General features: G+C 42.1%; 15 protein-coding genes, 2 tRNA genes, 3 rRNA genes and 5 pseudogenes. 7 read left to right on the forward strand and 18 right to left on the reverse strand.

Annotated features, from left to right (window positions below):
* From ABZ559_RS10365 to truA, 3 genes are read right to left on the reverse strand one after another with little or no spacing between them, the layout of a single operon-like run.
* Positions 1-471: an ECF transporter S component gene (locus ABZ559_RS10365; RefSeq protein WP_367006303.1), complete on the reverse strand. Its 471-nt coding sequence runs from the start codon at positions 469-471 to the stop codon at positions 1-3.
* Positions 458-1,225 (reverse strand): bifunctional hydroxymethylpyrimidine kinase/phosphomethylpyrimidine kinase, encoded by a 768-nt coding sequence (locus ABZ559_RS10370; protein WP_367006305.1) that lies wholly within the window; start codon positions 1,223-1,225, stop codon positions 458-460. The genes ABZ559_RS10365 and ABZ559_RS10370 overlap by 14 nt, the downstream gene beginning before the upstream one ends.
* The gene (gene truA, locus ABZ559_RS10375; protein ID WP_367006306.1) at positions 1,215-1,964 is read right to left on the reverse strand and encodes a tRNA pseudouridine(38-40) synthase TruA; all 750 of its coding nucleotides are present in this window, start codon (positions 1,962-1,964) and stop codon (positions 1,215-1,217) included. Before truA ends, ABZ559_RS10370 begins: the two co-directional genes overlap by 11 nt.
* A 322-nt stretch (positions 1,965-2,286) precedes the next feature.
* Between truA and ABZ559_RS10380 the strand changes: the two genes are divergently transcribed.
* A complete protein-coding gene (locus tag ABZ559_RS10380) occupies positions 2,287-2,481 on the forward strand; it encodes a hypothetical protein (RefSeq protein ID WP_367006308.1) in 195 nt (64 codons plus the stop codon).
* Between the two features lie 274 nt (positions 2,482-2,755).
* Here ABZ559_RS10380 and dnaJ read toward each other — a convergent pair whose 3' ends face one another.
* The 9 genes from dnaJ to ABZ559_RS10425 form a co-directional block, all read right to left on the reverse strand.
* Positions 2,756-3,898 (reverse strand): molecular chaperone DnaJ, encoded by a 1,143-nt coding sequence (dnaJ, locus tag ABZ559_RS10385; RefSeq protein ID WP_367006309.1) that lies wholly within the window; start codon positions 3,896-3,898, stop codon positions 2,756-2,758.
* A gap of 630 nt (positions 3,899-4,528) precedes the next feature.
* Positions 4,529-6,358: a molecular chaperone DnaK gene (gene dnaK / locus ABZ559_RS10390; RefSeq protein WP_367006311.1), complete on the reverse strand. Its 1,830-nt coding sequence runs from the start codon at positions 6,356-6,358 to the stop codon at positions 4,529-4,531.
* Positions 6,359-6,564: 206 nt separating this feature from the next.
* Positions 6,565-7,098: a nucleotide exchange factor GrpE gene (gene grpE, locus ABZ559_RS10395; RefSeq protein ID WP_367006313.1), complete on the reverse strand. Its 534-nt coding sequence runs from the start codon at positions 7,096-7,098 to the stop codon at positions 6,565-6,567.
* Between the two features lie 49 nt (positions 7,099-7,147).
* Complete coding sequence (gene hrcA / locus ABZ559_RS10400) at positions 7,148-8,182, reverse strand: heat-inducible transcriptional repressor HrcA (RefSeq protein ID WP_367006314.1); 1,035 nt, start codon at positions 8,180-8,182, stop codon at positions 7,148-7,150.
* Positions 8,183-8,329: 147 nt separating this feature from the next.
* Complete coding sequence (locus ABZ559_RS10405; RefSeq protein ID WP_367006315.1) at positions 8,330-8,914, reverse strand: glucosaminidase domain-containing protein; 585 nt, start codon at positions 8,912-8,914, stop codon at positions 8,330-8,332.
* Positions 8,911-9,690 (reverse strand): M15 family metallopeptidase, encoded by a 780-nt coding sequence (locus tag ABZ559_RS10410; RefSeq protein WP_367006316.1) that lies wholly within the window; start codon positions 9,688-9,690, stop codon positions 8,911-8,913. The genes ABZ559_RS10405 and ABZ559_RS10410 overlap by 4 nt, the downstream gene beginning before the upstream one ends.
* Positions 9,677-10,378 carry a histidine phosphatase family protein gene (locus ABZ559_RS10415; protein ID WP_367006318.1) on the reverse strand — a complete coding sequence of 234 codons (702 nt, stop codon included), beginning with the start codon at positions 10,376-10,378 and terminating at the stop codon, positions 9,677-9,679. The genes ABZ559_RS10410 and ABZ559_RS10415 overlap by 14 nt, the downstream gene beginning before the upstream one ends.
* A 101-nt stretch (positions 10,379-10,479) precedes the next feature.
* Positions 10,480-11,817 (reverse strand): PFL family protein, encoded by a 1,338-nt coding sequence (locus tag ABZ559_RS10420; RefSeq protein ID WP_273404577.1) that lies wholly within the window; start codon positions 11,815-11,817, stop codon positions 10,480-10,482.
* 20 nt (positions 11,818-11,837) lie between these two features.
* Positions 11,838-12,104, reverse strand: a complete 267-nt coding sequence (locus tag ABZ559_RS10425) for an ACT domain-containing protein (protein ID WP_018375532.1) — start codon at positions 12,102-12,104, stop codon at positions 11,838-11,840.
* A 534-nt stretch (positions 12,105-12,638) separates the two neighbouring features.
* On the opposite strand from ABZ559_RS10425, the pseudogene ABZ559_RS10430 reads away from it, so the two are divergent.
* From ABZ559_RS10430 to ABZ559_RS10440, 3 genes and pseudogenes are all read left to right on the forward strand, one after another.
* A pseudogene (locus tag ABZ559_RS10430) lies at positions 12,639-12,950 on the forward strand (IS630 transposase-related protein); the annotation flags it as partial.
* 241 nt (positions 12,951-13,191) lie between these two features.
* Positions 13,192-14,394 carry an IS110 family transposase gene (locus tag ABZ559_RS10435; protein WP_367006320.1) on the forward strand — a complete coding sequence of 401 codons (1,203 nt, stop codon included), beginning with the start codon at positions 13,192-13,194 and terminating at the stop codon, positions 14,392-14,394.
* 176 nt (positions 14,395-14,570) lie between these two features.
* Positions 14,571-15,110: pseudogene (locus tag ABZ559_RS10440) on the forward strand (IS630 family transposase); the annotation flags it as partial.
* A 102-nt stretch (positions 15,111-15,212) separates the two neighbouring features.
* On the opposite strand, the gene ABZ559_RS10445 reads toward ABZ559_RS10440, so the two are convergent.
* The 6 genes from ABZ559_RS10445 to ABZ559_RS10470 form a co-directional block, all read right to left on the reverse strand.
* Complete coding sequence (locus tag ABZ559_RS10445; protein ID WP_337957584.1) at positions 15,213-15,704, reverse strand: competence protein ComX; 492 nt, start codon at positions 15,702-15,704, stop codon at positions 15,213-15,215.
* Between the two features lie 151 nt (positions 15,705-15,855).
* Positions 15,856-15,929 (reverse strand) — tRNA-Asn (locus ABZ559_RS10450).
* A 5-nt stretch (positions 15,930-15,934) separates the two neighbouring features.
* Positions 15,935-16,050: ribosomal RNA gene (gene rrf / locus ABZ559_RS10455) — 5S ribosomal RNA — on the reverse strand.
* 204 nt (positions 16,051-16,254) lie between these two features.
* Positions 16,255-19,156, reverse strand: a 23S ribosomal RNA gene (locus tag ABZ559_RS10460).
* A gap of 146 nt (positions 19,157-19,302) precedes the next feature.
* Positions 19,303-19,375: transfer RNA gene (locus tag ABZ559_RS10465), tRNA-Ala, on the reverse strand.
* A gap of 59 nt (positions 19,376-19,434) precedes the next feature.
* A 16S ribosomal RNA gene (locus ABZ559_RS10470) occupies positions 19,435-20,982 on the reverse strand.
* Together the 16S, 23S and 5S rRNA genes with 2 tRNA genes alongside form the textbook arrangement of a ribosomal RNA operon.
* Before the next feature lie 360 nt (positions 20,983-21,342).
* Here ABZ559_RS10470 and ABZ559_RS10475 point away from each other — a divergent pair.
* From ABZ559_RS10475 to ABZ559_RS10485, 3 pseudogenes are all read left to right on the forward strand, one after another.
* Positions 21,343-21,963, forward strand: a pseudogene (locus tag ABZ559_RS10475) (helix-turn-helix domain-containing protein); the annotation flags it as partial.
* A 13-nt stretch (positions 21,964-21,976) separates the two neighbouring features.
* Positions 21,977-22,131 (forward strand): annotated as a pseudogene (locus ABZ559_RS10480) (Mbeg1-like protein); the annotation flags it as partial.
* 87 nt (positions 22,132-22,218) lie between these two features.
* Positions 22,219-22,434, forward strand: a pseudogene (locus tag ABZ559_RS10485) (IS3 family transposase); the annotation flags it as partial.
* Between the last annotated feature and the right edge of the window lie 33 nt (positions 22,435-22,467).

Raw genomic sequence — 22,467 nt, forward strand, 5'->3', positions numbered from 1 at the left:
TTATCTCCTTTCAAAGCGTTTAAAGGCTAGATAGCTCAAATAACCGACTAACATGCCGTAAAAATTCTGTAGGACATTTCCCAAAATACCCGCCAGAGAGCCACCTAAACCATAGCCTAGCAATAGCGATCCAATAAAATACCAACCAACCATAACTATCGAAGCCAGCACCAGACCTAAAAATCGCTTACCGCCAATCCAACCAGCAAAGTACCCTTGTGCTCCATGAGCAATCAGACTGTGAAACATCCACTGGGGATAACCCGCCAACAAATCAATGAGAAAGCCTGCCAAGCCACCGACAATAGCTCCTTGACGACTTCCCAAATAAAAGGCCGTAAAATAAATTCCCGCATCAAGCAAGGTCAAAAAGCCTGTTGGCGTTGGTACCATCACAAAACGCCCCAAAATAACACTGAGAGCTGTTAAAACGGCTAATTGGCTTATTTCACGTACATTACTTTTCTTCATAATTTTGCTTAACCCCATAACGATCTGAATGTAAAATGGCTTGGTAGACAAAATCTTTAGAAATGCTAACCGCCTCAGAAACTTCTTTCCCCAGAACTAATTGACTAGCAATGCTAGACGCAAAGGTACAACCAGCCCCGACATTATTTTGTTTTAGTACAGGATACTCTAAGATATTGAATTCACTACCATCATAAAAAACGTCTACAGCTTTTTCTTGGCTAAGGCGATTGCCACCTTTGATAACCACGTTCTTTGCTCCCAATTCATGTAGGTAACGAGCAGCCTCTTTCATTTCATCCAAGTTTTGGATTGGTTTTTGAATTAAAAGCTCCGCCTCAACCAAGTTTGGTGTGATAATAGTAACATAAGGGAAGAATTTCAAGAGTTCCTTTCGCAAGGCTGATACTTCCACATCATGACTTTCTTTACACACTAAGACAGGATCAAGTACCACCGGAATGTCGGTGTGGGCTTTTACAAAGTCTAAGGCTAGCTCTGCAATGTCCACATTTGGCAAAAGCCCAATCTTAATACCTGCAAAAGGGACATCCTTGAGGCTTTCAAGTTGATGACTAAAAATAACGTTATCTGTTGCAAAAACTTCAAATCCCTTGTCCGTTATAGCAGTTAAACAAGTCACAGCTACAAAACCATGCAGATGATTGGTATTATAGGTTGCTAAATCTGCATAAAGTCCACCACCGCTAAAAACATCATTCCCAGAAATTGCCAAAATGTACTTACTTGTCATAAATTATCTCCTTTAAATAGAGCCCATTGCCCGATGCCGTAGGACCAGCTAGATTTCGATTTTTACTCTCAAGAACTGTTCGGATTTGGCTTACTGGCATACGACCGTTGCCAATTTTCAAGAGAGTTCCCACCATGTTTCTGACTTGTTTATAAAGAAACCCATTCCCTGTGAATGTAAATACCAAAAAACCTGTTTTAGCATCGCGTTCTACCGTTGCCCGCGTGATAGTGCGAACCTTATTTTCAACAGAAGATCCAGAAGCTGTAAATCCCGTAAAATCATGAGTCCCAATCAGGTCTTCAATCGCCTCTTGCATACTCATCAAATCCAAAGGATAAGGATAAGAGGTCGCATAGTTTCGCATCATAGGATTCTTGGGGCGACCGCTATCCACTAAAAATTCATAAGTTTTGTAGTGTTTGGTGTAGCGTGCATGAAAATCTTCCGTAACTTCCTCAACGCTCACCACATCAATATCCTCAGGGAGCTGACTGTCCAGAGCAAAGCGCAGACGTTCTGGATCACGCGGCTTGGACAAATCAAAATGAATGACCTGCCCATAAGCATGAACACCCGAATCTGTCCGACCTGCACCCTGAATTTGGACCGCTTCACCGCTGTTAAGCCTTTGCAAAGTTTTTTCAATTTCTTCCTGAACCGAGCGCACCTTAGTTTGACGCTGAAAACCAGCAAATAAGGTACCATCGTAGGAAATCGTTACTTTATATCTTGTCATAGGTTTATTTTAGCATTTCTTGAAAAGTTAGACTATCCTATTTATAACTTTCTGTCCCCAGACAATTCATTATACGTAAACACTTTACAGAAATAGTTTAAAAGAATATACTGGCAATAACAAAGAAATCGTAAAAAAAGAACATCACCTTTCAAATTCCTTTATTTCTTGAATCCAAAATTTTGACAGGCTTTAGAGATTGAAAAGAAAGCATTTATTTACAGTATTAAAAGCAAACCAGATACGAACAGCTACATTTCTCACCTACGGAATATTTAGGCTATAAAATGCTCTTAGTAAAATATCATTAAAGGAGGTTAAAATGATTAACATCAGTATTTATTTCATTATTTTATTAACATTGATTATCTTGACTGGGCTTATCATTATAACTAAATGCCACCAAAATATGAGTAAGCTTGCCATAATCCTGATTAGTCTCTTGCTCCTAATTTTATCTATCCCAGTTATATATGCCATTCTTTTTCTAATCTTTATTGGTTTTAACAGTCCATAAATTATTTTAGACAAAACAAAAGAGCCAGATGGCTCTCAGAATAATGTATACAAACCTACTTTTAACTGAAATAGAAGGGAGCAACAAAACGATATTTACCGTCGTGGTGAAAGTGGCTGAATAGCAGTAAAATCAGCCACTCGGAAGTTTTGAGACTTTAGACTCAAAACTTAGGCATGGAATTCCGTAGGAAGTCGCTACCGACAGCACCATCTAAGGGAAGTATCAAAAACGACTTTTTCTTCTATCTAAAAAGAGCCAGATGGCTCTTTTATTATTCTCCTTCAAAAGCATCTTTCATTTTATCAAAGAAGCCTTTTTTCTTTGGAGTTACAGCCTTGTCACCACCCGCAGCAGCAAAAACTCGAAGCGCCTCTTTCTGAGCATCATTTAGCTTAGTCGGTGTGACGATATTAACAGTTACATGCTGATCGCCCTGACCGCCACCACGGAGTTTAGGAGCCCCTTTGCCCTTAAGACGGAAGGTCTTACCTGTTTGCGTCCCAGCTGGAATGTTCATTTCAACAGGGCCGTGTACGGTCGGAATATCAACTGTATCTCCAAGAGCTGCCTGAACAAAGCTAATATCCATATTGTAATAAATGGTTGATCCATTACGTTCAAATTTAGTGCTTGGCAAAACATTTATGACGACGAAAAGATCGCCATAAGGGCCGCCGTTGAAACCAGCTTCTCCTTGACCTTGCAAGCGAATTTGTTGACCAGTTTCAACCCCTGCCGGAATTTTGACAGAGACTTTGTGTTTTTCCTTTTCATGACCTGTGCCATGACAAGTTGTACAAGGGTTCTTAATTTCTTTACCAGTTCCGTGACAAACATCACAAGTCACTTGACGACGCATCATACCAAGTGGTGTTTGTGTATCCACGTTGATAACTCCTTGACCATGACAGCGGCTACATGTCACAGGACTTGTACCGGGTTTAGCACCTGAACCATGACAGGTAGTACATTCTGCTTCACGGTTATAGGTGACTTCTTTTTCAGCACCAAAAATAGCCTCTTCAAAACTCAGATTAACACGGTATTGAAGGTCATCACCTTGACGTGGCGCATTGGGGTTACGCATACTTCCGCCACCACCAAAGAAGCTTGAGAAGATATCTTCAAAGCCACCGAATCCTGCTCCACCATCAAAACCACCAAAACCACCTGCTCCACCTCCGAAGCTACCATTAGCTCCAGCAGGCCCATATTGGTCATAAGCCGCACGTTTTTGTTCATCACCTAACGTTTCATAAGCCTCCTGAACATCCTTATACTTCTGTTCAGCACCAGGTTCTTTGTTAATGTCCGGGTGGTACTTTTTCGACATTCTTCGATAAGCTTTTTTAATCTCATCTTGCGAAGCGTCTTTAGAAACACCCAAACGATCGTAAAATTCTGTATTGTTCATAATGTAAGATATTAAGCCGTTAAGCGACTCAAAGAAAAATAGGAAACTGTACGACGATGCTTCGCATCTAGGTAAAGTTTATCTTTTTTCACAGAGTCGTAGGCGTATTCACTTGTACCAATTTAGTCATGCAAGAATACTACCTATTAACGACCGTGTTCAGTTACGAACACTTTCCTTTCTGTAAAAGTTAAGCAAAGTGAAAATAGGAAATCGGCAGAAAATCCTGATTTTCTAGATGATTTATCTTTTTCACACAGCTTTTAGGGCGGGTTCAATTCCTTTCGTTAAATAATAGACGAAACTCAGAAAGTAGCCCGTATTCAATTACGAACACTTTCCTTTCTATGAAGATATTAAGTCGTTAATCAACTCAAAGAAAAATAAGGAGTAAGAGGTCCAGTGGACACTTTCAGCCCTGTCGCACAAAAACAACGAGCGACAGGTATTCCTCAAAAAGTCTATCCCCAGACTTTTTGACTTTTCCACAGAGTCGTAGGCATATCACTTCTGTAAAAGTTAGAAGGGCATTTACCCAAAAACAGAGGCTGGGTTGCAACCTCTGCGTTTAGAATTATATTTCAAGCTTTCGAGTTTTAACCTTAACGTAAAATAACCTAATAGACCCACTTATTTTTCAGTAAACTCACCATCAACAACGTCATCACCATTGTTTGATGAATCAGTTGATTGTGCACTTTCAGAACCTGCTTGGGCTTGTTGAGTTGCTGCGGCTTGTTCATACATTTTAACAGCAAGTGCTTGTGCTTTTTCGTTAAGAGCTTCAAGTTTTGCCTTCATATCATCAAGGTTGTTAGCCTCTTGAGCAGCTTTCAACTCATCAAGAGCTGCTTGTGCTGCGTCACGTTCTGTGTCAAAGCCTTTACCTTCAGTTTCTTTGATAGTTTTTTCTGTGGCAAAGATAGCTTGGTCGACTTCGTTACGAAGGTCAACTTCTTCTTTACGTTTAGCATCAGCTTCTGCGTTAGCTTCTGCATCTTTCATCATTTTTTCAATTTCTTCATCAGTCAAACCAGAGTTAGATTGAATAACGATGTGTTGTTCTTTTTGAGTGCCAAGGTCTTTAGCTTTAACAGATACGATACCGTTTTTATCAATGTCAAATGTTACTTCGATTTGTGGGATACCACGAGGTGCAGCTGGAATATCAGTCAATTGGAAACGACCAAGAGTTTTGTTGTCAGCAGCCATTGGACGTTCACCTTGAAGAACGTGGATATCTACGGCTGGTTGGTTATCAGCAGCAGTTGAGAAGACTTGTGATTTAGACGTTGGGATAGTTGTGTTGCGATCGATAAGTTTTGTGAAGACACCACCCATTGTTTCGATACCAAGTGACAATGGAGTAACATCAAGAAGAACGACGTCTTTCACATCACCGGTGATGACACCACCTTGGATAGCCGCACCCATAGCAACAACTTCATCAGGGTTTACAGATTTGTTTGGCTCTTTACCAGTTTCGACTTTGACAGCTTCAACAACGGCTGGAATACGTGTTGAACCACCAACCAAGATAACTTCATCAATTTCTGACAAGCTTAAGCCAGCGTCTGAAAGTGCTTGGCGAACTGGTGTTTTTGTGCGTTCAACAAGATCACGAGTTAAGTCATCAAATTTTGCACGAGACAGGCTCATTTCTAAGTGAAGAGGTCCAGCAGCACCAGCAGTAATAAATGGTAGGCTGATTTGTGTTTGAGTCACACCAGACAAATCTTTCTTAGCTTTTTCAGCCGCATCTTTCAAACGTTGAAGAGCCATCTTATCTGTTGATAAGTCGATACCATTTTCTTTTTTGAATTCAGCAACTAAGAAATCAATAATCTTTTGGTCAAAGTCATCTCCGCCCAGCTTGTTGTCACCAGCTGTTGCCAATACATCAAAGACACCGTCACCAAGTTCCAAAATAGAGACGTCAAAGGTACCACCACCAAGGTCAAATACCAAGATTTTTTCATCTTTGTCAGTTTTATCAAGACCATAAGCAAGGGCTGCTGCAGTTGGTTCGTTAACGATACGCTCTACTTCAAGACCAGCGATTTTACCAGCATCTTTTGTTGCTTGACGTTGAGCATCGTTGAAGTATGCAGGAACTGTGATGACTGCTTTGGTCACTTTTTCACCAAGGTAGTCTTCAGCGTAGCCTTTAAGATATTGAAGGATCATCGCTGAGATTTCTTGTGGTGTGTATTCTTTACCGTTTGCTGAAACTTTTTCAGACGTTCCCATTTTTGATTTGATCGAGATGATGGTATCTGGGTTAGTGACTGCTTGACGTTTTGCTGCATCACCAACGATGATTTCACCATTTTTGAAAGAAACAACAGATGGAGTTGTGCGGTTTCCTTCTGGGTTTGCAATGATTTTGCTTTCTGTTCCTTCAAGAACTGCAACTGCTGAGTTTGTTGTTCCTAAGTCAATACCGATAATTTTACTCATGTGTTTTACCTCTTATTTTAGTTTTCTTTTTATTCATTCATAGTTTACCGTCATTGCAGACGAGGTTTTTCCATAGTTTTCGAGTAACTCTTGTCGCTTTAGCGACCTTAGAGTTACCGACACAAGGTTTGCCCAAGAGCTAGGAGCCTCTCGACGAAACGATTGGTTGCAAACGACTGTGCATGACATTTCGGTCAAGTTTTTGTTTAGTTATAAACCACCACCATTGCTGGCCTCAGCAAACGTTCGTGCAGCTTGTAACCCTTTTGGAGGACCTGTGCAATCGTATCTGCTGGATGATCATCATCAGCTGGCAAAGTTTGAACTGCCATGTGGAGATTGTGATCGAAACTTTCTACTTCAACTTCTTCAATACCTTCATCCTTGAGTGCTCGAACTAAGCTTTCTTGAACCATTTCAAGACCTTTTCTGACGTCTTCTGTCAAGCCTTCAACAGCAAGAGCACGCTCCAAGTTATCTAAACTTGGAAGGATAGCTTTAGCCAAGTCTTGTGAGCGGTATTTTTGCAATTGCTGACGCTCTTCATTGGCACGGCGTTGGATATTTTGCATTTCAGCGTGAGCACGAAGATATTTGTTTTCAAAATCTTCTGCTCGAGCCAAGGCCTCTTCTAATTCTTTGTTTTCAGAAACTTCTTCAACAGTTTCCTCAACAACCTCTTTCGCTTCGGTTACTGGAACTTCTTCCTGAAGATCTTCGTTTTTTACTTCTTCCGACACCTTGTGCCTCCTTGTCTTTTTCTTGATAAATTTCTTTAGCATGGTCGCCTCAATTCACCTCATAATGGTTACTGTTGAGGTAGCGGTAATAATCTCCGAGTTTCATAGCAAGTACCCGACCAATGACATTAACCAGACTGACACTCCTGCGATAATCCATATCAATTGGACCAATCAAGCTGAGAAGCCCAAATCCTCGATAAGGAATAAGGAATTTGTGCGTTAAAACTGTCAGATTCGCCAATGCAGCTTCCTTGCTATCAGCAACCTGAACAGTTGCCATCTCATCTTCTTTCAATGAAGAACGTAAAGCTAAGGCAACGCTTTGCTCATTGTCCAAAAACTGATAGGTTAAAAGATTCGCATATTCCAGAGATTGAACCTTCCCAGAAACAAAAACCGTTTCCTTAAAGAGCTCTGCAAAGATATAATCAAAAAGATTCAGCACATTATCCATCGTGGTGAAATACTTCTGCACAATTTGGGGGATTTCTGTCCGAAGCTTATAATGAATATCCATAACCGATCGTCCCAAAAAACGTTCATCAACAATTTCCTTTAGCGTGAGCAAGTCACGTGTCAAGAAATTTTTAGGAATTGCAAACTGAATAGTTGCTGGCCGTGACTCATCAAGAGTCATAACAGCCAGAGCATCGTGGTTAGACAACTGAACAATGTCAAAAGCAGTCAATTTTTGTCTAGCAGGCTCAACATCCAAAATCACCGCCACATAGCCAGTCATATCAGTCAATACTTGACTAGCTTTCTGGAGAATGTCTTCCAACTTGAAAGCTTCAAAATCGAAGGCTTTGATAACTTGATAGATGTCCTGTTCGTCAATGCTATCAAGACTCAAGGAATGTTCAACAAAGTATTTGAAACCTGCTGGACTTGGCATACGACCACTAGAAGTGTGGGCCTTCTCTAGTAAACCCAATTTTTCAAGCTTAGCCATATCATTCCGAATGGTGGCACTTGAAGAATCAATGGTTGCCTGAAGAGCTTTGGAGCCAACAGGCTCATGAGTTTGCGTAAACAAGTCCACAATTAAATTCAAAATATCATTTTGACGTGGCGTAATCATGGCCTAGCTCCTTTCATTGAATTAGCACTCTATTACCTTGACTGCTAATTTATGATTTCATTATACTCCTTTAAAAACTTCTGTCAAGGGAAAAACACAAAAAATTAGCACTCTTTTTAATTGAGTGCTAAAAATACATCTAGAGACCTATTTGTCATATCGTTCTAACTTATTATCCTTTATGACTTTACTTAATTTTGTGGCATAATCAGGATCACTAGAAAAGTAATATTCCTGCAAAGCCTTGGCATCATCTACGTATGTTTGACCACTAACTAGCTGCCGATAAAGTTCTTCATCCCAAAAACGACCATTTTTTAAAGCCAACAAATAGTCGTAAATTGACTCACTATAATTGGAATAAATAACAAAATCTTCCGACCTAGTTGCCCACCCTTTGCTACTGTAAATCTTTTGGAGAAGGGTTACCTTTTCCTGCCCATCCGATGCTTTTAAGGAAAATAAATTGTGATATTTCTTAGCTAACAGACTATTTCCATAATTTGTTTCTAGCGCAGCTTGACCTATAATAATAGATGGCTTTACTCCATAGGCCTTCGCAGCTTTTTGAACAATCGGAGCGATAGCCTTGATGAACTGTATTTGAGAAACAGAGGTGGTTTGAATGTCAGACGCCTGTCGTACCGATTGATGTCGAAATAAGGAAATAGTCAGCAATAAAAACAGAAATAGAAAAACTAAAGCAGTCTTTAAAGAAAGACGGGATCTCATTTACCATTCTCCTTCAATACATTTAAGTATTCTTCCAGTGAAAGGTTATGTTCAGTCATGTACTTAGCAGATTCAACTCCTACATATCGGTAATGCCAATCCTCATAGCCAATCCCAGTACTGTCCTGCTTATCTGACTCAAACCTTAAAACAAAACCATACTCTGGAGCTATCGCCTTGATTTGAGAAACGATTTCAGCATTACTCTCATTAAGAGAGTTAACATTACTCATATCAATAGCCAGCCCCGTTTGGTGTTCACTGGCGCCGGGTGGCTGAGAATATGTTTGAACCTTTTCCTCAGCAGCTTCCTGAGTGAGGCTCGGATCATTAGCAATTTCTTGCTGCACATAAGAATTGTACAGTTCTTGCTGATAGGCAACGCTACGATATCCAGAGATAAGTTTTTCATTTGGTTCAATAGCTCGCGCTGCAGCTAGGAAATTCGTTACATTCTCTGCAATCCGTGCATCAACTTGAACTCCTTCAACCTCTGCCAATTCAGGATTCATCTCTTCCTTAATATTATTTCGGTTGACCAAAACCAACTCCCAGTCACTTGATGATACGTCAGGCAAATCTGTCTTTTGATTTTGAGACGATTGCGAACTTGACTTACTAGAAGCAACTGCTGAGGATGTGGATGATGTAGAAGAGGTAGAAGATTGACTCACCTGCTTGACTTGATTATCGTGTGTAAAGAGGTACAAACACATAATAAAGACGACCACTACTAACACTTGTAAAATAAGACCTATAAAACTACGCTTTTTCATTTTCTAATATTTCCTGACCTCTGTGACGGTAAGACATGTCACCTATTTCTTCAATCGTAAATTTACCATCTGCAAAATCTACCACTGAAACACTACCATTGTCTAAACTAATTTTTTCACGATTATTGTCAATCAACCAAAGAAAAGTATTGATTGTCATGCCATGACTGACAATGATAACATTTCCACCACCCTCAGCATCAATCTTTTTAGCGATGGCTGTAAAACCATCCCAAATGCGCTGACTTAAAACTTCCCATGGTTCTGCCCAACCCGCTGTATCTACTTCAACAATACTCTCGGCAAGTTCAGGATAAGTCACCTCATTAATTGACTTCCCACCTTCAAAAGCCTTCGTTCTTGGTAACACACCAAAGAATAGCTCTCCATCATAGCCACCATCCAAACTTCCAAAACACCATTCGCGAATGCGTTTGTCTCTTTGATAAGGAATAGATTCTTGACCACATTCTTTCAGAATGATTCCCATAGTTTGAATTGTCCGACCCGAATCACTTGAAAATGCAGCTTTAAATGTAGTTCCAGCATCTTTCAAACCTAAACCTAACTGACGAATTCCTCGTTCACCCTCATCAGTTAATGGTGTATCACTCCAACCCTGAGCGCGACCAATCGTATTAAACATGGTTTTACCATGACGAGCAATGTATAATCTCGTTTTAGCCATCACAATCCTCCACAGTATTCGTTCGTTATTCAATTATACCAAAAACTCCAATCTTTCAGTAAAAAACACCTGCCACAAAAGCAAGTGTAATGAAATTGTAATCAGTTTTTGAAACTATGAATTGGTGCCGGAATTTGACCCCCTCGTGCAATAAAATCAGCTGAAGAATTCTTATTAACCGACATCACAGGAGCCGTTCCCAGAAGCCCGCCAAATTCAATCATATCGCCTTCTTTACCTTTTGGAATAATACGCACAGCTGTCGTCTTCTGATTGATAACTCCTATCGCAGCCTCATCAGCAATCATAGCCGCAATGGTTTCATAGGGCGTATCTTCAGGAATGGCAATCATATCCAAACCAACCGAACAAATAGCAGTCATGGCTTCTAGTTTTTCAAGATTGAGTGAACCACTCTGTACCGCCGCAATCATTCCTTCATCCTCTGATACAGGGATGAAAGCACCTGACAGGCCACCAACTTGGTTACAAGCCATAACGCCGCCTTTCTTAACTTGATCATTGAGCAGGGCTAGTGCTGCTGTTGTTCCGTGAGTTCCAACAGTTTCCAGCCCCATTTCTTCAAGAACGCGAGCTACAGAGTCTCCGACAGCCGGAGTTGGAGCAAGGGAGAGGTCAACAATACCAAATTTCACACCCAGACGTTCTGAAGCCATTTGCCCAACCAATTGACCAATGCGCGTGATTTTGAAAGCAGTTTTCTTGACAGTTTCAGCAACAACATCAAAACTTTCTCCGCGCACTTTCTCAAGAGCACGTTTCACAACACCTGGACCTGAAACACCGACATTGATGATAACATCCGCCTCACCAACACCATGGAATGCTCCAGCCATAAAAGGATTATCTTCGACAGCATTAGCAAAAACGACCAGCTTAGCCGGGCCCATCTCAGAAGCTTCAGAGGTTTCTTTAATGATGCGCCCCATATCACGAACTGCTGTCATATTAATCCCTGCTTTGGTGGACCCAATATTAACAGAAGAACATACCTTTTCTGTTTCGGCTAAAGCACGTGGAATAGAATTAATAAGAATTTCATCACCTTTTTGATATCCCTTTTGCACCAATGCTGAAAAACCACCAATAAAATCTACACCAATTTCATGAGCAGCCTTATCAAGAGCCTTAGCAATCGGCACATAATCTGTCGCATCCGTTGCAGCCCCAATCAAAGAGATCGGAGTCACCGATACACGTTTGTTAACAATCGGAATTCCTAATTCTGCAGCGATTTCATCCCCTACAGTAACAAGGTTAGACGCTTTGGAGACAATTTTCTGATATATCTTTTCAGCAGCACGATTAATATCCGTGTCAATACAATCAAGAAGTGAGATTCCCATCGTAATCGTACGAATATCAAAATTTTGCTCCTCAATCATCTCAATGGTTTCAGTAACTTGTTTAATATCCATCGCTAGTACCAACTCCCATTCTACAAATTATGCATAGCATCAAAAATAGCAGAGCTTTGAATGTTTATTTTAACATTCAAGCTGTCTCCATAAGCTTCTAGTTCAGAACGCAATTGAGTAAAATCCTTTTTATCATCTGAAGACACCACCATCATCATTGTAAAATACTCATCCAGAACAGTTTGTGAAATGTCATCAATATTCAAGTCAAGTTCAGCAATCTTCGCAGAAACACCTGCAACAATCCCAGTTCTATCCTTACCAACCACAGTAATAATTGCTTTCATAATAAGCCTCCAAAATACGATTTGTTCAATTTTATCATATTTTAAAAAATAAAGCCACATTTTTCAGATTTTTCGGAGTTTTTCCGAACTTTATCTATATCAACATTAAATAATATTCCTTATTTCTTATTTTCTACCAAATCATAGTCATTTAGTATTTTTACTAAGTGTTAGATAATAGCAATATATCAGCAAAACAGGAAAGTGACTTTCATTTTATACATTAGTGGCTTATACTGACCCTAAAAATTTAATACTCTTCGAAAATCAAAATTATCCGTTGTCAACTTGCTTTGATGAACTCGAGTTCTATCGTCGGCTTCGTTTCCTAGGCTACTTTTGATTTTCATTGAGTATAAACATAACATCTTAAGTCAAGGATTACTTTCTGTATTGTACAGAGAACACTACTTCTAAATTTGGTTTGATTCGTTTTTTGTTAAAATAATAAATACAGAAAAGTGTTGCCTTTTCAAGTTAACTTAATATAGTAAAATGAAACACAAACAGTGCATTTTGTGATATAATGTATTTATGGCATATTCATTAGATTTTCGTAAAAAAGTTCTCGCATACTGTGAGAAAACCGGCAGTATTACTGAAGCATCTGTTGTTTTCGATATTTCACGCAACACCATCTATCAATGGCTAAAATTAATGGAGACTACTGGCGACCTTCATCACCAAGTTAAGGGAACCAAACCAAGAAAAATTGATAGAGAAAAATTAAAGAACTATCTTGAAGCTCATCCAGATGCTTTTTTGACTGAAATAGCTTCCGAGTTCGACTGTCATCCAACAGCTATTCATTACGCTCTCAAAGCTATGGGATATACTCGAAAAAAACATACTAAGATTAGTAGTGAAGAAATCTCCGACGGGAGAAAGTACTCACTACTTTTTCTTTATGATAAAGTAGAGGTGTCTTGTTAAGTCGATGCTTCTTTTGACGCTAGACGTCGCAACAAAAACTGGCAAGACACCTGTTTTAGGAAGAATGTTATCAAAGTATGTGGGACGCTAGACGTCGAGTATTGAAAATGACATCTCTAAAACAAGGAATCATTCAAGACAAAGAGGTAATATCATGCGTGCAGTTTTTGGGATTGATGTGAGTAAAGTAAGTTCAGAAGTGGCCATTCTAGTCAACGGCGAGAAGGTTCATGGCTATACCATGCCCAATGATGCCATTGGCTTTGCTCGGCTACTTGGCGATTTGAAAACCGTCCACAAGCCAGAAATCATCTTTGAAGCAACAGGCGTCTATTCTCGTCGTCTTCAAGCTTTTCTGGATGAACATGGCTACGCTTACACACGGCTCAATCCCTTAGAAGCCAAGAAGCAACTGGATAGCTTGCGTGTGCGGAAAACAGATCAAATTGACGCTGAAAAACTGGCTCAGTCCCAGTTTGTGCTGAATCGTAAACCGACCTATGTCCAAGAAGAAGTCTATCAAGACTTGCGGGATCTCAGCCGTTTCTATCAGAATCTGACTGAGGACATTGTTCGGGCTAAAAATCGTCTACACAAGGTCTTACAGGTCACTTTCCCAGAGTTGGAGACTATCTTATCAACGCCAACTGGGGAACAATACTGGAACTTAGTTACTGCGTTTCCTTGCAAGGACTTCGTGCTTGAGTTAAGCAAGGATGAACTCTCAAAGAGCATCCGTCAGTCCACTTCAAAACGGATTTCTGACGAGCGTGTGGCCTACTTAGCAGAGAAGCTGACAGCACTAGCTAATCAATCTTATTGTGCCGTCAAGAAAACCTCTCCAATCATGGAAGAGGTCCGTTACTATGCAAAAGAATTGCTTAGACTTTCTGAACAGAGACAAGCAATCTTAGACGAAATGGTGGAACTAGCTCAACCTTTACCAGAGTATGACATTCTGCTTTCTATTCCTGGTATCGCTGAGACGACTGCAACAAGTATTATTGGTGAACTGGGAGATATTCGCCGTTTTCAGTCTGCCAATCAAATCAATGCCTTTATCGGTATTGACCTGAGACACTATGAATCTGGAAACTTCATCGCTAAGGAACACATTACCAAGCGTGGCAACCCCTACGCTAGAAAGATTCTGTTCAAATGCATTCACAATATCGCTTCAGCTAGTCACACCAATCCTTGCCATATTGCAGACTTTTATGAGAAACGAAAAAGGCAATCGCAAACGACTTCAACCAAGCCACACACGATTGCCTCCATACATCGTCTCATCCGGACAATGTATTACCTCATTATGCATAACAAACTTTACGATTACACTTTAACCCAAAATCGGTAAAACTGTTTATGCCATATTATTGTAACACCTTATTTCAAAAATCACAAAATAAGGTGTTGGTTTTGTATACACTTTTTATGTAAATCTTTAGTGTAAAGTAAGGTCACTTCCCTATTTTGATGACTGTATGAAAATTATTTTTTCTCTAAAACCTTGATAGGCTTGACAAATGGTAGAAAAAGAGCTGTACCTACTATGAACAAGACCCTGAGAAAGTAAATCAGTTCCTTAAAGAATTTAATAACTTAAGTCACCTGACACCTGTTTATATTGACGAGACAGGGTTTGAGACATATTTTCATCGAAAATATGGTCGCTCTTTGAAAGGTCAGTTGATCACGGGTCAGGTCTCTGGAAGAAGATTCCAGCGGATATCTTTAGTCGCAGGTCTTATAAACGGTGAGATTATAGCCCCAATGACCTACAAAGAAACCATGACTAGTGACTTTTTCGAAGCTTGGTTTAAAACATTCTTACTACCCACTTTAGATAGACCATCTGTTATCATTATGGACAATGCAAGGTTTCATAGGATGAGTAAGCTAAAAGGGTTATGCAAGGAGCAGGGGCATAGACTTTTACCACTTCCTCCTTACTCACCTGAGTATAATCCCATTGAGAAAACATGGGCTCAAATCAAAAAACACCTCAGAAAAGTATTGCCAAATTGCGATACTTTTCTTGAGGCACTTTTATCCTGTTCCTGTTTCAATTAACTATAAAAATACAACTTTTTTATGAAAAATCGTTATCTGAAAGCAAAATTTTCTTCATGCGTTTGTCCTGATAAGATTGATAGATAGGTTTGTTTTTGATTCTTATTTCAGGTTGCCCCCCTTAAAATCCTTAAATAAGGGTTCAATTTTCCTCAAAAAAGCCTTTCTTCCCTTAAAACACTCTCCTCGCATCACTCTTTCTAACATCTCCATTTCCCCAGATGTCAGTCCCTTTTCAACTCGTTTTAAAACATCACAATATGCTACATAATCATCTAAAAACATTTCGCTGCCACGAATCACATGCTCAACCTCTCCAATTTCTGTGTAAGCCATCTTATGAAATTGCCTCTTTAAACTCTCTTGCGAACGGATCACGTCTTTAATATGGCTAGAAAATTTAGTTTTAAAATAACGATAAAAAACTAACTCATCTTCTTCTAACAACTTAGGATATTGGCAAATTAAACGGTAAAGGATCAAGCGTCCTTCTTGCTGCCAATCATCCCTTTCCCAATCCCTAACATAATAAAATCGGCGCATCTTCATAACAATAGGTCTCACCTTAATATAAATTTTTTCAAAATTATCCATAATGACTCCTTAAATAATAAGATAAGACCAGTATATCTAAAAAGTTGAAAAACCAACATGACATAAATGTCATGTCAGAATGAAGAAATATTCCCATTTTTTGTACAAAAAAAGGAACGCTGATTTCTCAACGTTCCCACCACATTATCTACTCCGCCAGTAGGACTCGAACCTACGACATCATGATTAACAGTCATGCGCTACTACCAACTGAGCTATGGCGGATAAAAGCTAAGCGACTCCCTTATCTCACAGGGGGCAACCCCCAACTACATCAGGCGTACTAGGGCTTAACTGCTGTGTTCGGCATGGGAACAGGTGTATCTCCTAGGCTATCGTCACTTAACTATCGAATGGTTTGACCACTCAAAATTGAATATCTATACTCTATCAAGAAAACCGTACGCTGTCAATACTGACGTCGTTGAATTTTATGAATTGTATTCGAACTAAAAAGCTAGTGATTTAGACAAATCGCCTTAAAGTCTCAACGACTTCCGCGTTGATTTTCTAAAATCCTACGCTTTTCTTTACGTTCTCATTACTTAGTTTGGATAAGTCCTCGAGCTATTAGTATTAGTCCGCTACACATGTCACCATGCTTCCACTCCTAACCTATCTACCTGATCATCTCTCAGGGCTCTTACTGATATAAAATCATGGGAAATCTCATCTTGAGGTGGGCTTCACACTTAGATGCTTTCAGCGTTTATCCCTTCCCTACATAGCTACCCAGCGATGCCTTTGGCAAGACAACTGGTACACCAGCGGTAAGTCCACTCTGGTCCTCTCGTACTAGGAGCAGATCCTCTCAAATTTCCTACGCCCGCGACGGATAGGGACCGAACTGTCTCACGACGTTCTGAACCCAGCTCGCGTGCCGCTTTAATGGGCGAACAGCCCAACCCTTGGGACCGACTACAGCCCCAGGATGCGACGAGCCGACATCGAGGTGCCAAACCTCCCCGTCGATGTGAACTCTTGGGGGAGATAAGCCTGTTATCCCCAGGGTAGCTTTTATCCGTTGAGCGATGGCCCTTCCATACGGTACCACCGGATCACTAAGCCCGACTTTCGTCCCTGCTCGAGTTGTTGCTCTCGCAGTCAAGCTCCCTTATACCTTTACACTCTACGACTGATTTCCAACCAGTCTGAGGGAACCTTTGGGCGCCTCCGTTACATTTTAGGAGGCGACCGCCCCAGTCAAACTGCCCGTCAGACACTGTCTCCGATAGGGATCACCTATCTAGGTTAGAGTAACCATAACACAAGGGTAGTATCCCAACAACGCCTCAATCGAAACTGGCGTCCCGATGTCCTAGGCTCCTACCTATCCTGTACATGTGGTACAGTTACTCAATATCAAACTGCAGTAAAGCTCCATGGGGTCTTTCCGTCCTGTCGCGGGTAACCTGCATCTTCACAGGTACTAAAATTTCACCGAGTCTCTCGTTGAGACAGTGCCCAAATCATTACGCCTTTCGTGCGGGTCGGAACTTACCCGACAAGGAATTTCGCTACCTTAGGACCGTTATAGTTACGGCCGCCGTTTACTGGGGCTTCAATTCATACCTTCGCTTACGCTAAGCACTCCTCTTAACCTTCCAGCACCGGGCAGGCGTCACCCCCTATACATCATCTTACGATTTAGCAGAGAGCTGTGTTTTTGATAAACAGTTGCTTGGGCCTATTCACTGCGGCTGACTTAAAGTCAGCGCCCCTTCTCCCGAAGTTACGGGGCCATTTTGCCGAGTTCCTTAACGAGAGTTCTCTCGATCACCTGAGGCTACTCGCCTCGACTACCTGTGTCGGTTTGCGGTACGGGTAGAGTATGATACAACGCTAGAAGCTTTTCTCGGCAGTGTGACGTCACTAACTTCGCTACTAAACTTCGCTCCCCATCACAGCTCAATGTTATAGGTATAAGCATTTTACTCATACCACACCTCACTGATTAGACGTGCACTTCCAATCGCACGCTTTAGTTAGCCTACTGCGTCCCTCCATCACTTCATACTCTAGTACAGGAATATCAACCTGTTGGCCATCGGATACACCCTTCGGTCTCTCCTTAGGTCCCGACTAACCCAGGGCGGACGAGCCTTCCCCTGGAAACCTTAGTCTTACGGTGGATGGGATTCTCACCCATCTTTCGCTACTCATACCGGCATTCTCACTTCTATGCGTTCCAGCGCTCCTCACGGTACACCTTCATCACCCATAGAACGCTCTCCTACCATACCTATAAAAGGTATCCACAGCTTCGGTAATATGTTTTAGCCCCGGTACATTTTCGGCGCAGGGTCACTCGACTAGTGAGCTATTACGCACTCTTTGAATGAATAGCTGCTTCTAAGCTAACATCCTAGTTGTCTGTGCAACCCCACATCCTTTTCCACTTAACATATATTTTGGGACCTTAGCTGGTGGTCTGGGCTGTTTCCCTTTCGACTACGGATCTTAGCACTCGCAGTCTGACTGCCGACCATAAATCAATGGCATTCGGAGTTTATCTGAGATTGGTAATCCGGGATGGACCCCTCACCCAAACAGTGCTCTACCTCCATGATTCTTAATGTCGACGCTAGCCCTAAAGCTATTTCGGAGAGAACCAGCTATCTCCAAGTTCGTTTGGAATTTCTCCGCTACCCACAAGTCATCCAAGCACTTTTCAACGTGCCCTGGTTCGGTCCTCCAGTGCGTCTTACCGCACCTTCAACCTGCTCATGGGTAGGTCACATGGTTTCGGGTCTACGTCCACGTACTCATTCGCCCTATTCAGACTCGGTTTCCCTACGGCTCCGTCTCTTCAACTTAACCTCGCACGTAAACGTAACTCGCCGGTTCATTCTACAAAAGGCACGCTCTCACCCATTAACGGGCTCGAACTTGTTGTAGGCACACGGTTTCAGGTTCTATTTCACTCCCCTCCCGGGGTGCTTTTCACCTTTCCCTCACGGTACTGGTTCACTATCGGTCACTAGGGAGTATTTAGGGTTGGGAGATGGTCCTCCCAGATTCCGACGAGATTCCACGTGTCTCGCCGTACTCAGGATACTGCTAGGTATAAAGACTATTTCAAATACGAGGCTATTACTCTCTTTGGCCTACCTTCCCAGGTAGTTCTTCTATACTCTTTAAGTCCATATTGCAGTCCTACAACCCCAGAGAGTAAACTCTCTGGTTTGCCCTCCTGCCTCTTCGCTCGCCGCTACTAAGGCAATCGCTTTTGCTTTCTCTTCCTGCAGCTACTTAGATGTTTCAGTTCACTGCGTCTTCCTTCCTCTACCCTTAACAGGTAGGGATACTAGCCATCAGCTAGTGGGTTCCCCCATTCGGACATCTCTGGATCAGCGCTTACTTACAACTCCCCAAAGCATTTCGTCGTTAGTCACGTCCTTCATCGGCTCCTAGTGCCAAGGCATCCACCGTGCGCCCTTATTAACTTAACCTTATTAAACTAGTTTTTTAAACTAGAAAACTCATTAAATTGTCACAGCGTTTTCGGTTTATTTTCTTGTTACTATTTCATATATTTCTATATGGAATTTGATAGATATTCAATTTTCAATGATCAAACTTGAATCCGTAGATTCAATGGAGCCTAGCGGGATCGAACCGCTGACCTCCTGCGTGCAAAGCAGGCGCTCTCCCAGCTGAGCTAAGGCCCCACAAGACCTCTCAAAACTAAACAAGATCCAACCAAACGTGCTTCCGTTATTTTCCTTAGAAAGGAGGTGATCCAGCCGCACCTTCCGATACGGCTACCTTGTTACGACTTCACCCCAATCATCTATCCCACCTTAGGCGGCTGGCTCCAAAAGGTTACCTCACCGACTTCGGGTGTTACAAACTCTCGTGGTGTGACGGGCGGTGTGTACAAGGCCCGGGAACGTATTCACCGCGGCGTGCTGATCCGCGATTACTAGCGATTCCGACTTCATGTAGGCGAGTTGCAGCCTACAATCCGAACTGAGACTGGCTTTAAGAGATTAGCTTGTCGTCACCGACTTGCGACTCGTTGTACCAGCCATTGTAGCACGTGTGTAGCCCAGGTCATAAGGGGCATGATGATTTGACGTCATCCCCACCTTCCTCCGGTTTATTACCGGCAGTCTCGCTAGAGTGCCCAACTCAATGATGGCAACTAACAATAGGGGTTGCGCTCGTTGCGGGACTTAACCCAACATCTCACGACACGAGCTGACGACAACCATGCACCACCTGTCACCAGTGTTCCGAAGAAAAATCCTATCTCTAGGACGGTCACTGGGATGTCAAGACCTGGTAAGGTTCTTCGCGTTGCTTCGAATTAAACCACATGCTCCACCGCTTGTGCGGGCCCCCGTCAATTCCTTTGAGTTTCAACCTTGCGGTCGTACTCCCCAGGCGGAGTGCTTAATGCGTTAGCTACGGCACTAAGCCCCGGAAAGGGCCTAACACCTAGCACTCATCGTTTACGGCGTGGACTACCAGGGTATCTAATCCTGTTTGCTCCCCACGCTTTCGAGCCTCAGCGTCAGTTACAGACCAGAGAGCCGCTTTCGCCACCGGTGTTCCTCCATATATCTACGCATTTCACCGCTACACATGGAATTCCACTCTCCCCTTCTGCACTCAAGTCCTGCAGTTTCCAAAGCGTACAATGGTTAAGCCACTGCCTTTAACTTCAGACTTACAGAACCGCCTGCGCTCGCTTTACGCCCAATAAATCCGGACAACGCTCGGGACCTACGTATTACCGCGGCTGCTGGCACGTAGTTAGCCGTCCCTTTCTGGTTAGTTACCGTCACTGTGTGAACTTTCCACTCTCACACACGTTCTTCTCTAACAACAGAGCTTTACGATCCGAAAACCTTCTTCACTCACGCGGCGTTGCTCGGTCAGGGTTCCCCCCATTGCCGAAGATTCCCTACTGCTGCCTCCCGTAGGAGTCTGGGCCGTGTCTCAGTCCCAGTGTGGCCGATCACCCTCTCAGGTCGGCTATGTATCGTCGCCTTGGTGAGCCTTTACCTCACCAACTAGCTAATACAACGCAGGTCCATCTCATAGTGAAGCAATTGCCCCTTTCAAGCCTCTAACATGAGTTAAAGACTATTATGCGGTATTAGCTATCGTTTCCAATAGTTATCCCCCGCTATGAGGTAGGTTACCTACGCGTTACTCACCCGTTCGCAACTCATCCATCCGGTGCAAGCACCAGACTTCAGCGTTCTACTTGCATGTATTAGGCACGCCGCCAGCGTTCGTCCTGAGCCAGGATCAAACTCTCATTTAAAAGTTTGAGCTTGCGCTCGTGTCATTGCTGACTTATTGTTTCTTGACAGGTTACTTCCGTAACCCGCACGTTTGGTTCGTCTTCTTGTTCAGTTCTCAAAGGTCTTCGCCTCTCTCGAGACAACTTCTTTATTCTATCAAACTTCTTCTAACTTGTCAACTACTTTTTTTAACTTTTTTTCTTCCGTAGTGACTTCCTGTTTGACAGCTATGTCAGTATAGCAAACTTCTTGTGCTTTTGTCAACTATTTTTTTCCTCCTAAATTCTCAAAGTAAGTTCTAGTCTACCCCCAAAGCTGGAAATTAGACTGAGACAAAAAAATAAGGTAGAACTTACTATGGGACAAGTTGGTAACTGACAATGAAAAACAAACACTTAACTCTCTCTGATCGCAATGATATTCAAATAGGAATTGAACAGCTCAAGCCCTTCTCAGCTATAGCAGCTAAGTTAGGAAAAGACCCGTCCACAATCTCAAAAGAAGTTCGGAGAAATAAGGTGATAAAAGAGAACTCTAGTACAACCAATTGTGATTCTTGCCCTCTATTCAAAAAGGCTCCTTACGTTTGTAATGCCTGTCCAAAAAAGAGAAGCAACTGCGGATACCAGAAACAGTTCTACTACGCCAAAAGAGCTCAGCTTGACTATGAAGCTAAGCTCTCGGAGTCGAGAACAGGCGTTGCCCTAAACAAGGAAGAATTCTATCGTATGGACGAGATCGTCTCTTCAGCCATCCAAAAGGGACAACACCTCAACCACATCATCGCCTCAAACGAACTTTCGGTATCCAGAGCTTCTATCTATCGTTACCTTGAAAAAGGGTATCTGTCCACTAAGCCTATTGATTTCCCCCGTGTCGTGAAATTCAGAAAACGGAGAACCAGAAACCTCCAACCCATTCCTAAAACTTCCAAAGAAGGACGGTCTTACGAGGACTTCCAAGGCTTTCTTACTAAAGAAGGCATCAGCTATTGGTTGGAAGGAAGATTTCCACATGACCTATACAGATGAAAACCCTGCCCAACGTGCAGCAAGTGGCTACTCAGAAAAACTTATGCTGTAGCAGGTGGACCATTTTATCTGGCCGGTCATTCGAAAGGTGGAAATTTAGCCCTCTACGCAGCATGCCAGCATGCTGCAGATCAACAGGATAGAATCCTAGCCATCTATCCCTTTGATGCACCTGGCTTACACAAAAAACTTGGAAGTATCTTGATATACTCCCCTTATATTTATTCGAAAGATTATTACCGTTTAACGCCCTAGTACCAGATGACACGCTCTATGTTTATTGACAATGCGCCAATTGAGAGTTTCTTTGGACACTTTAAGACGGACTGCTATGATTTGAAGAAGTATAAGACCTTTGAGGAGCTAGTATCAGATATCGATGACTATATTTATTTTTATAATCACCAATGTTTTCAAGAACGCAATCAAAACCACCCGTGAGAACGGGTGGTTTGCTCTTCGGCTGAAAGCCTC

The organism is Streptococcus sp. ZY19097, from assembly GCF_040731245.1.
GTDB lineage: Bacteria > Bacillota > Bacilli > Lactobacillales > Streptococcaceae > Streptococcus > Streptococcus orisratti.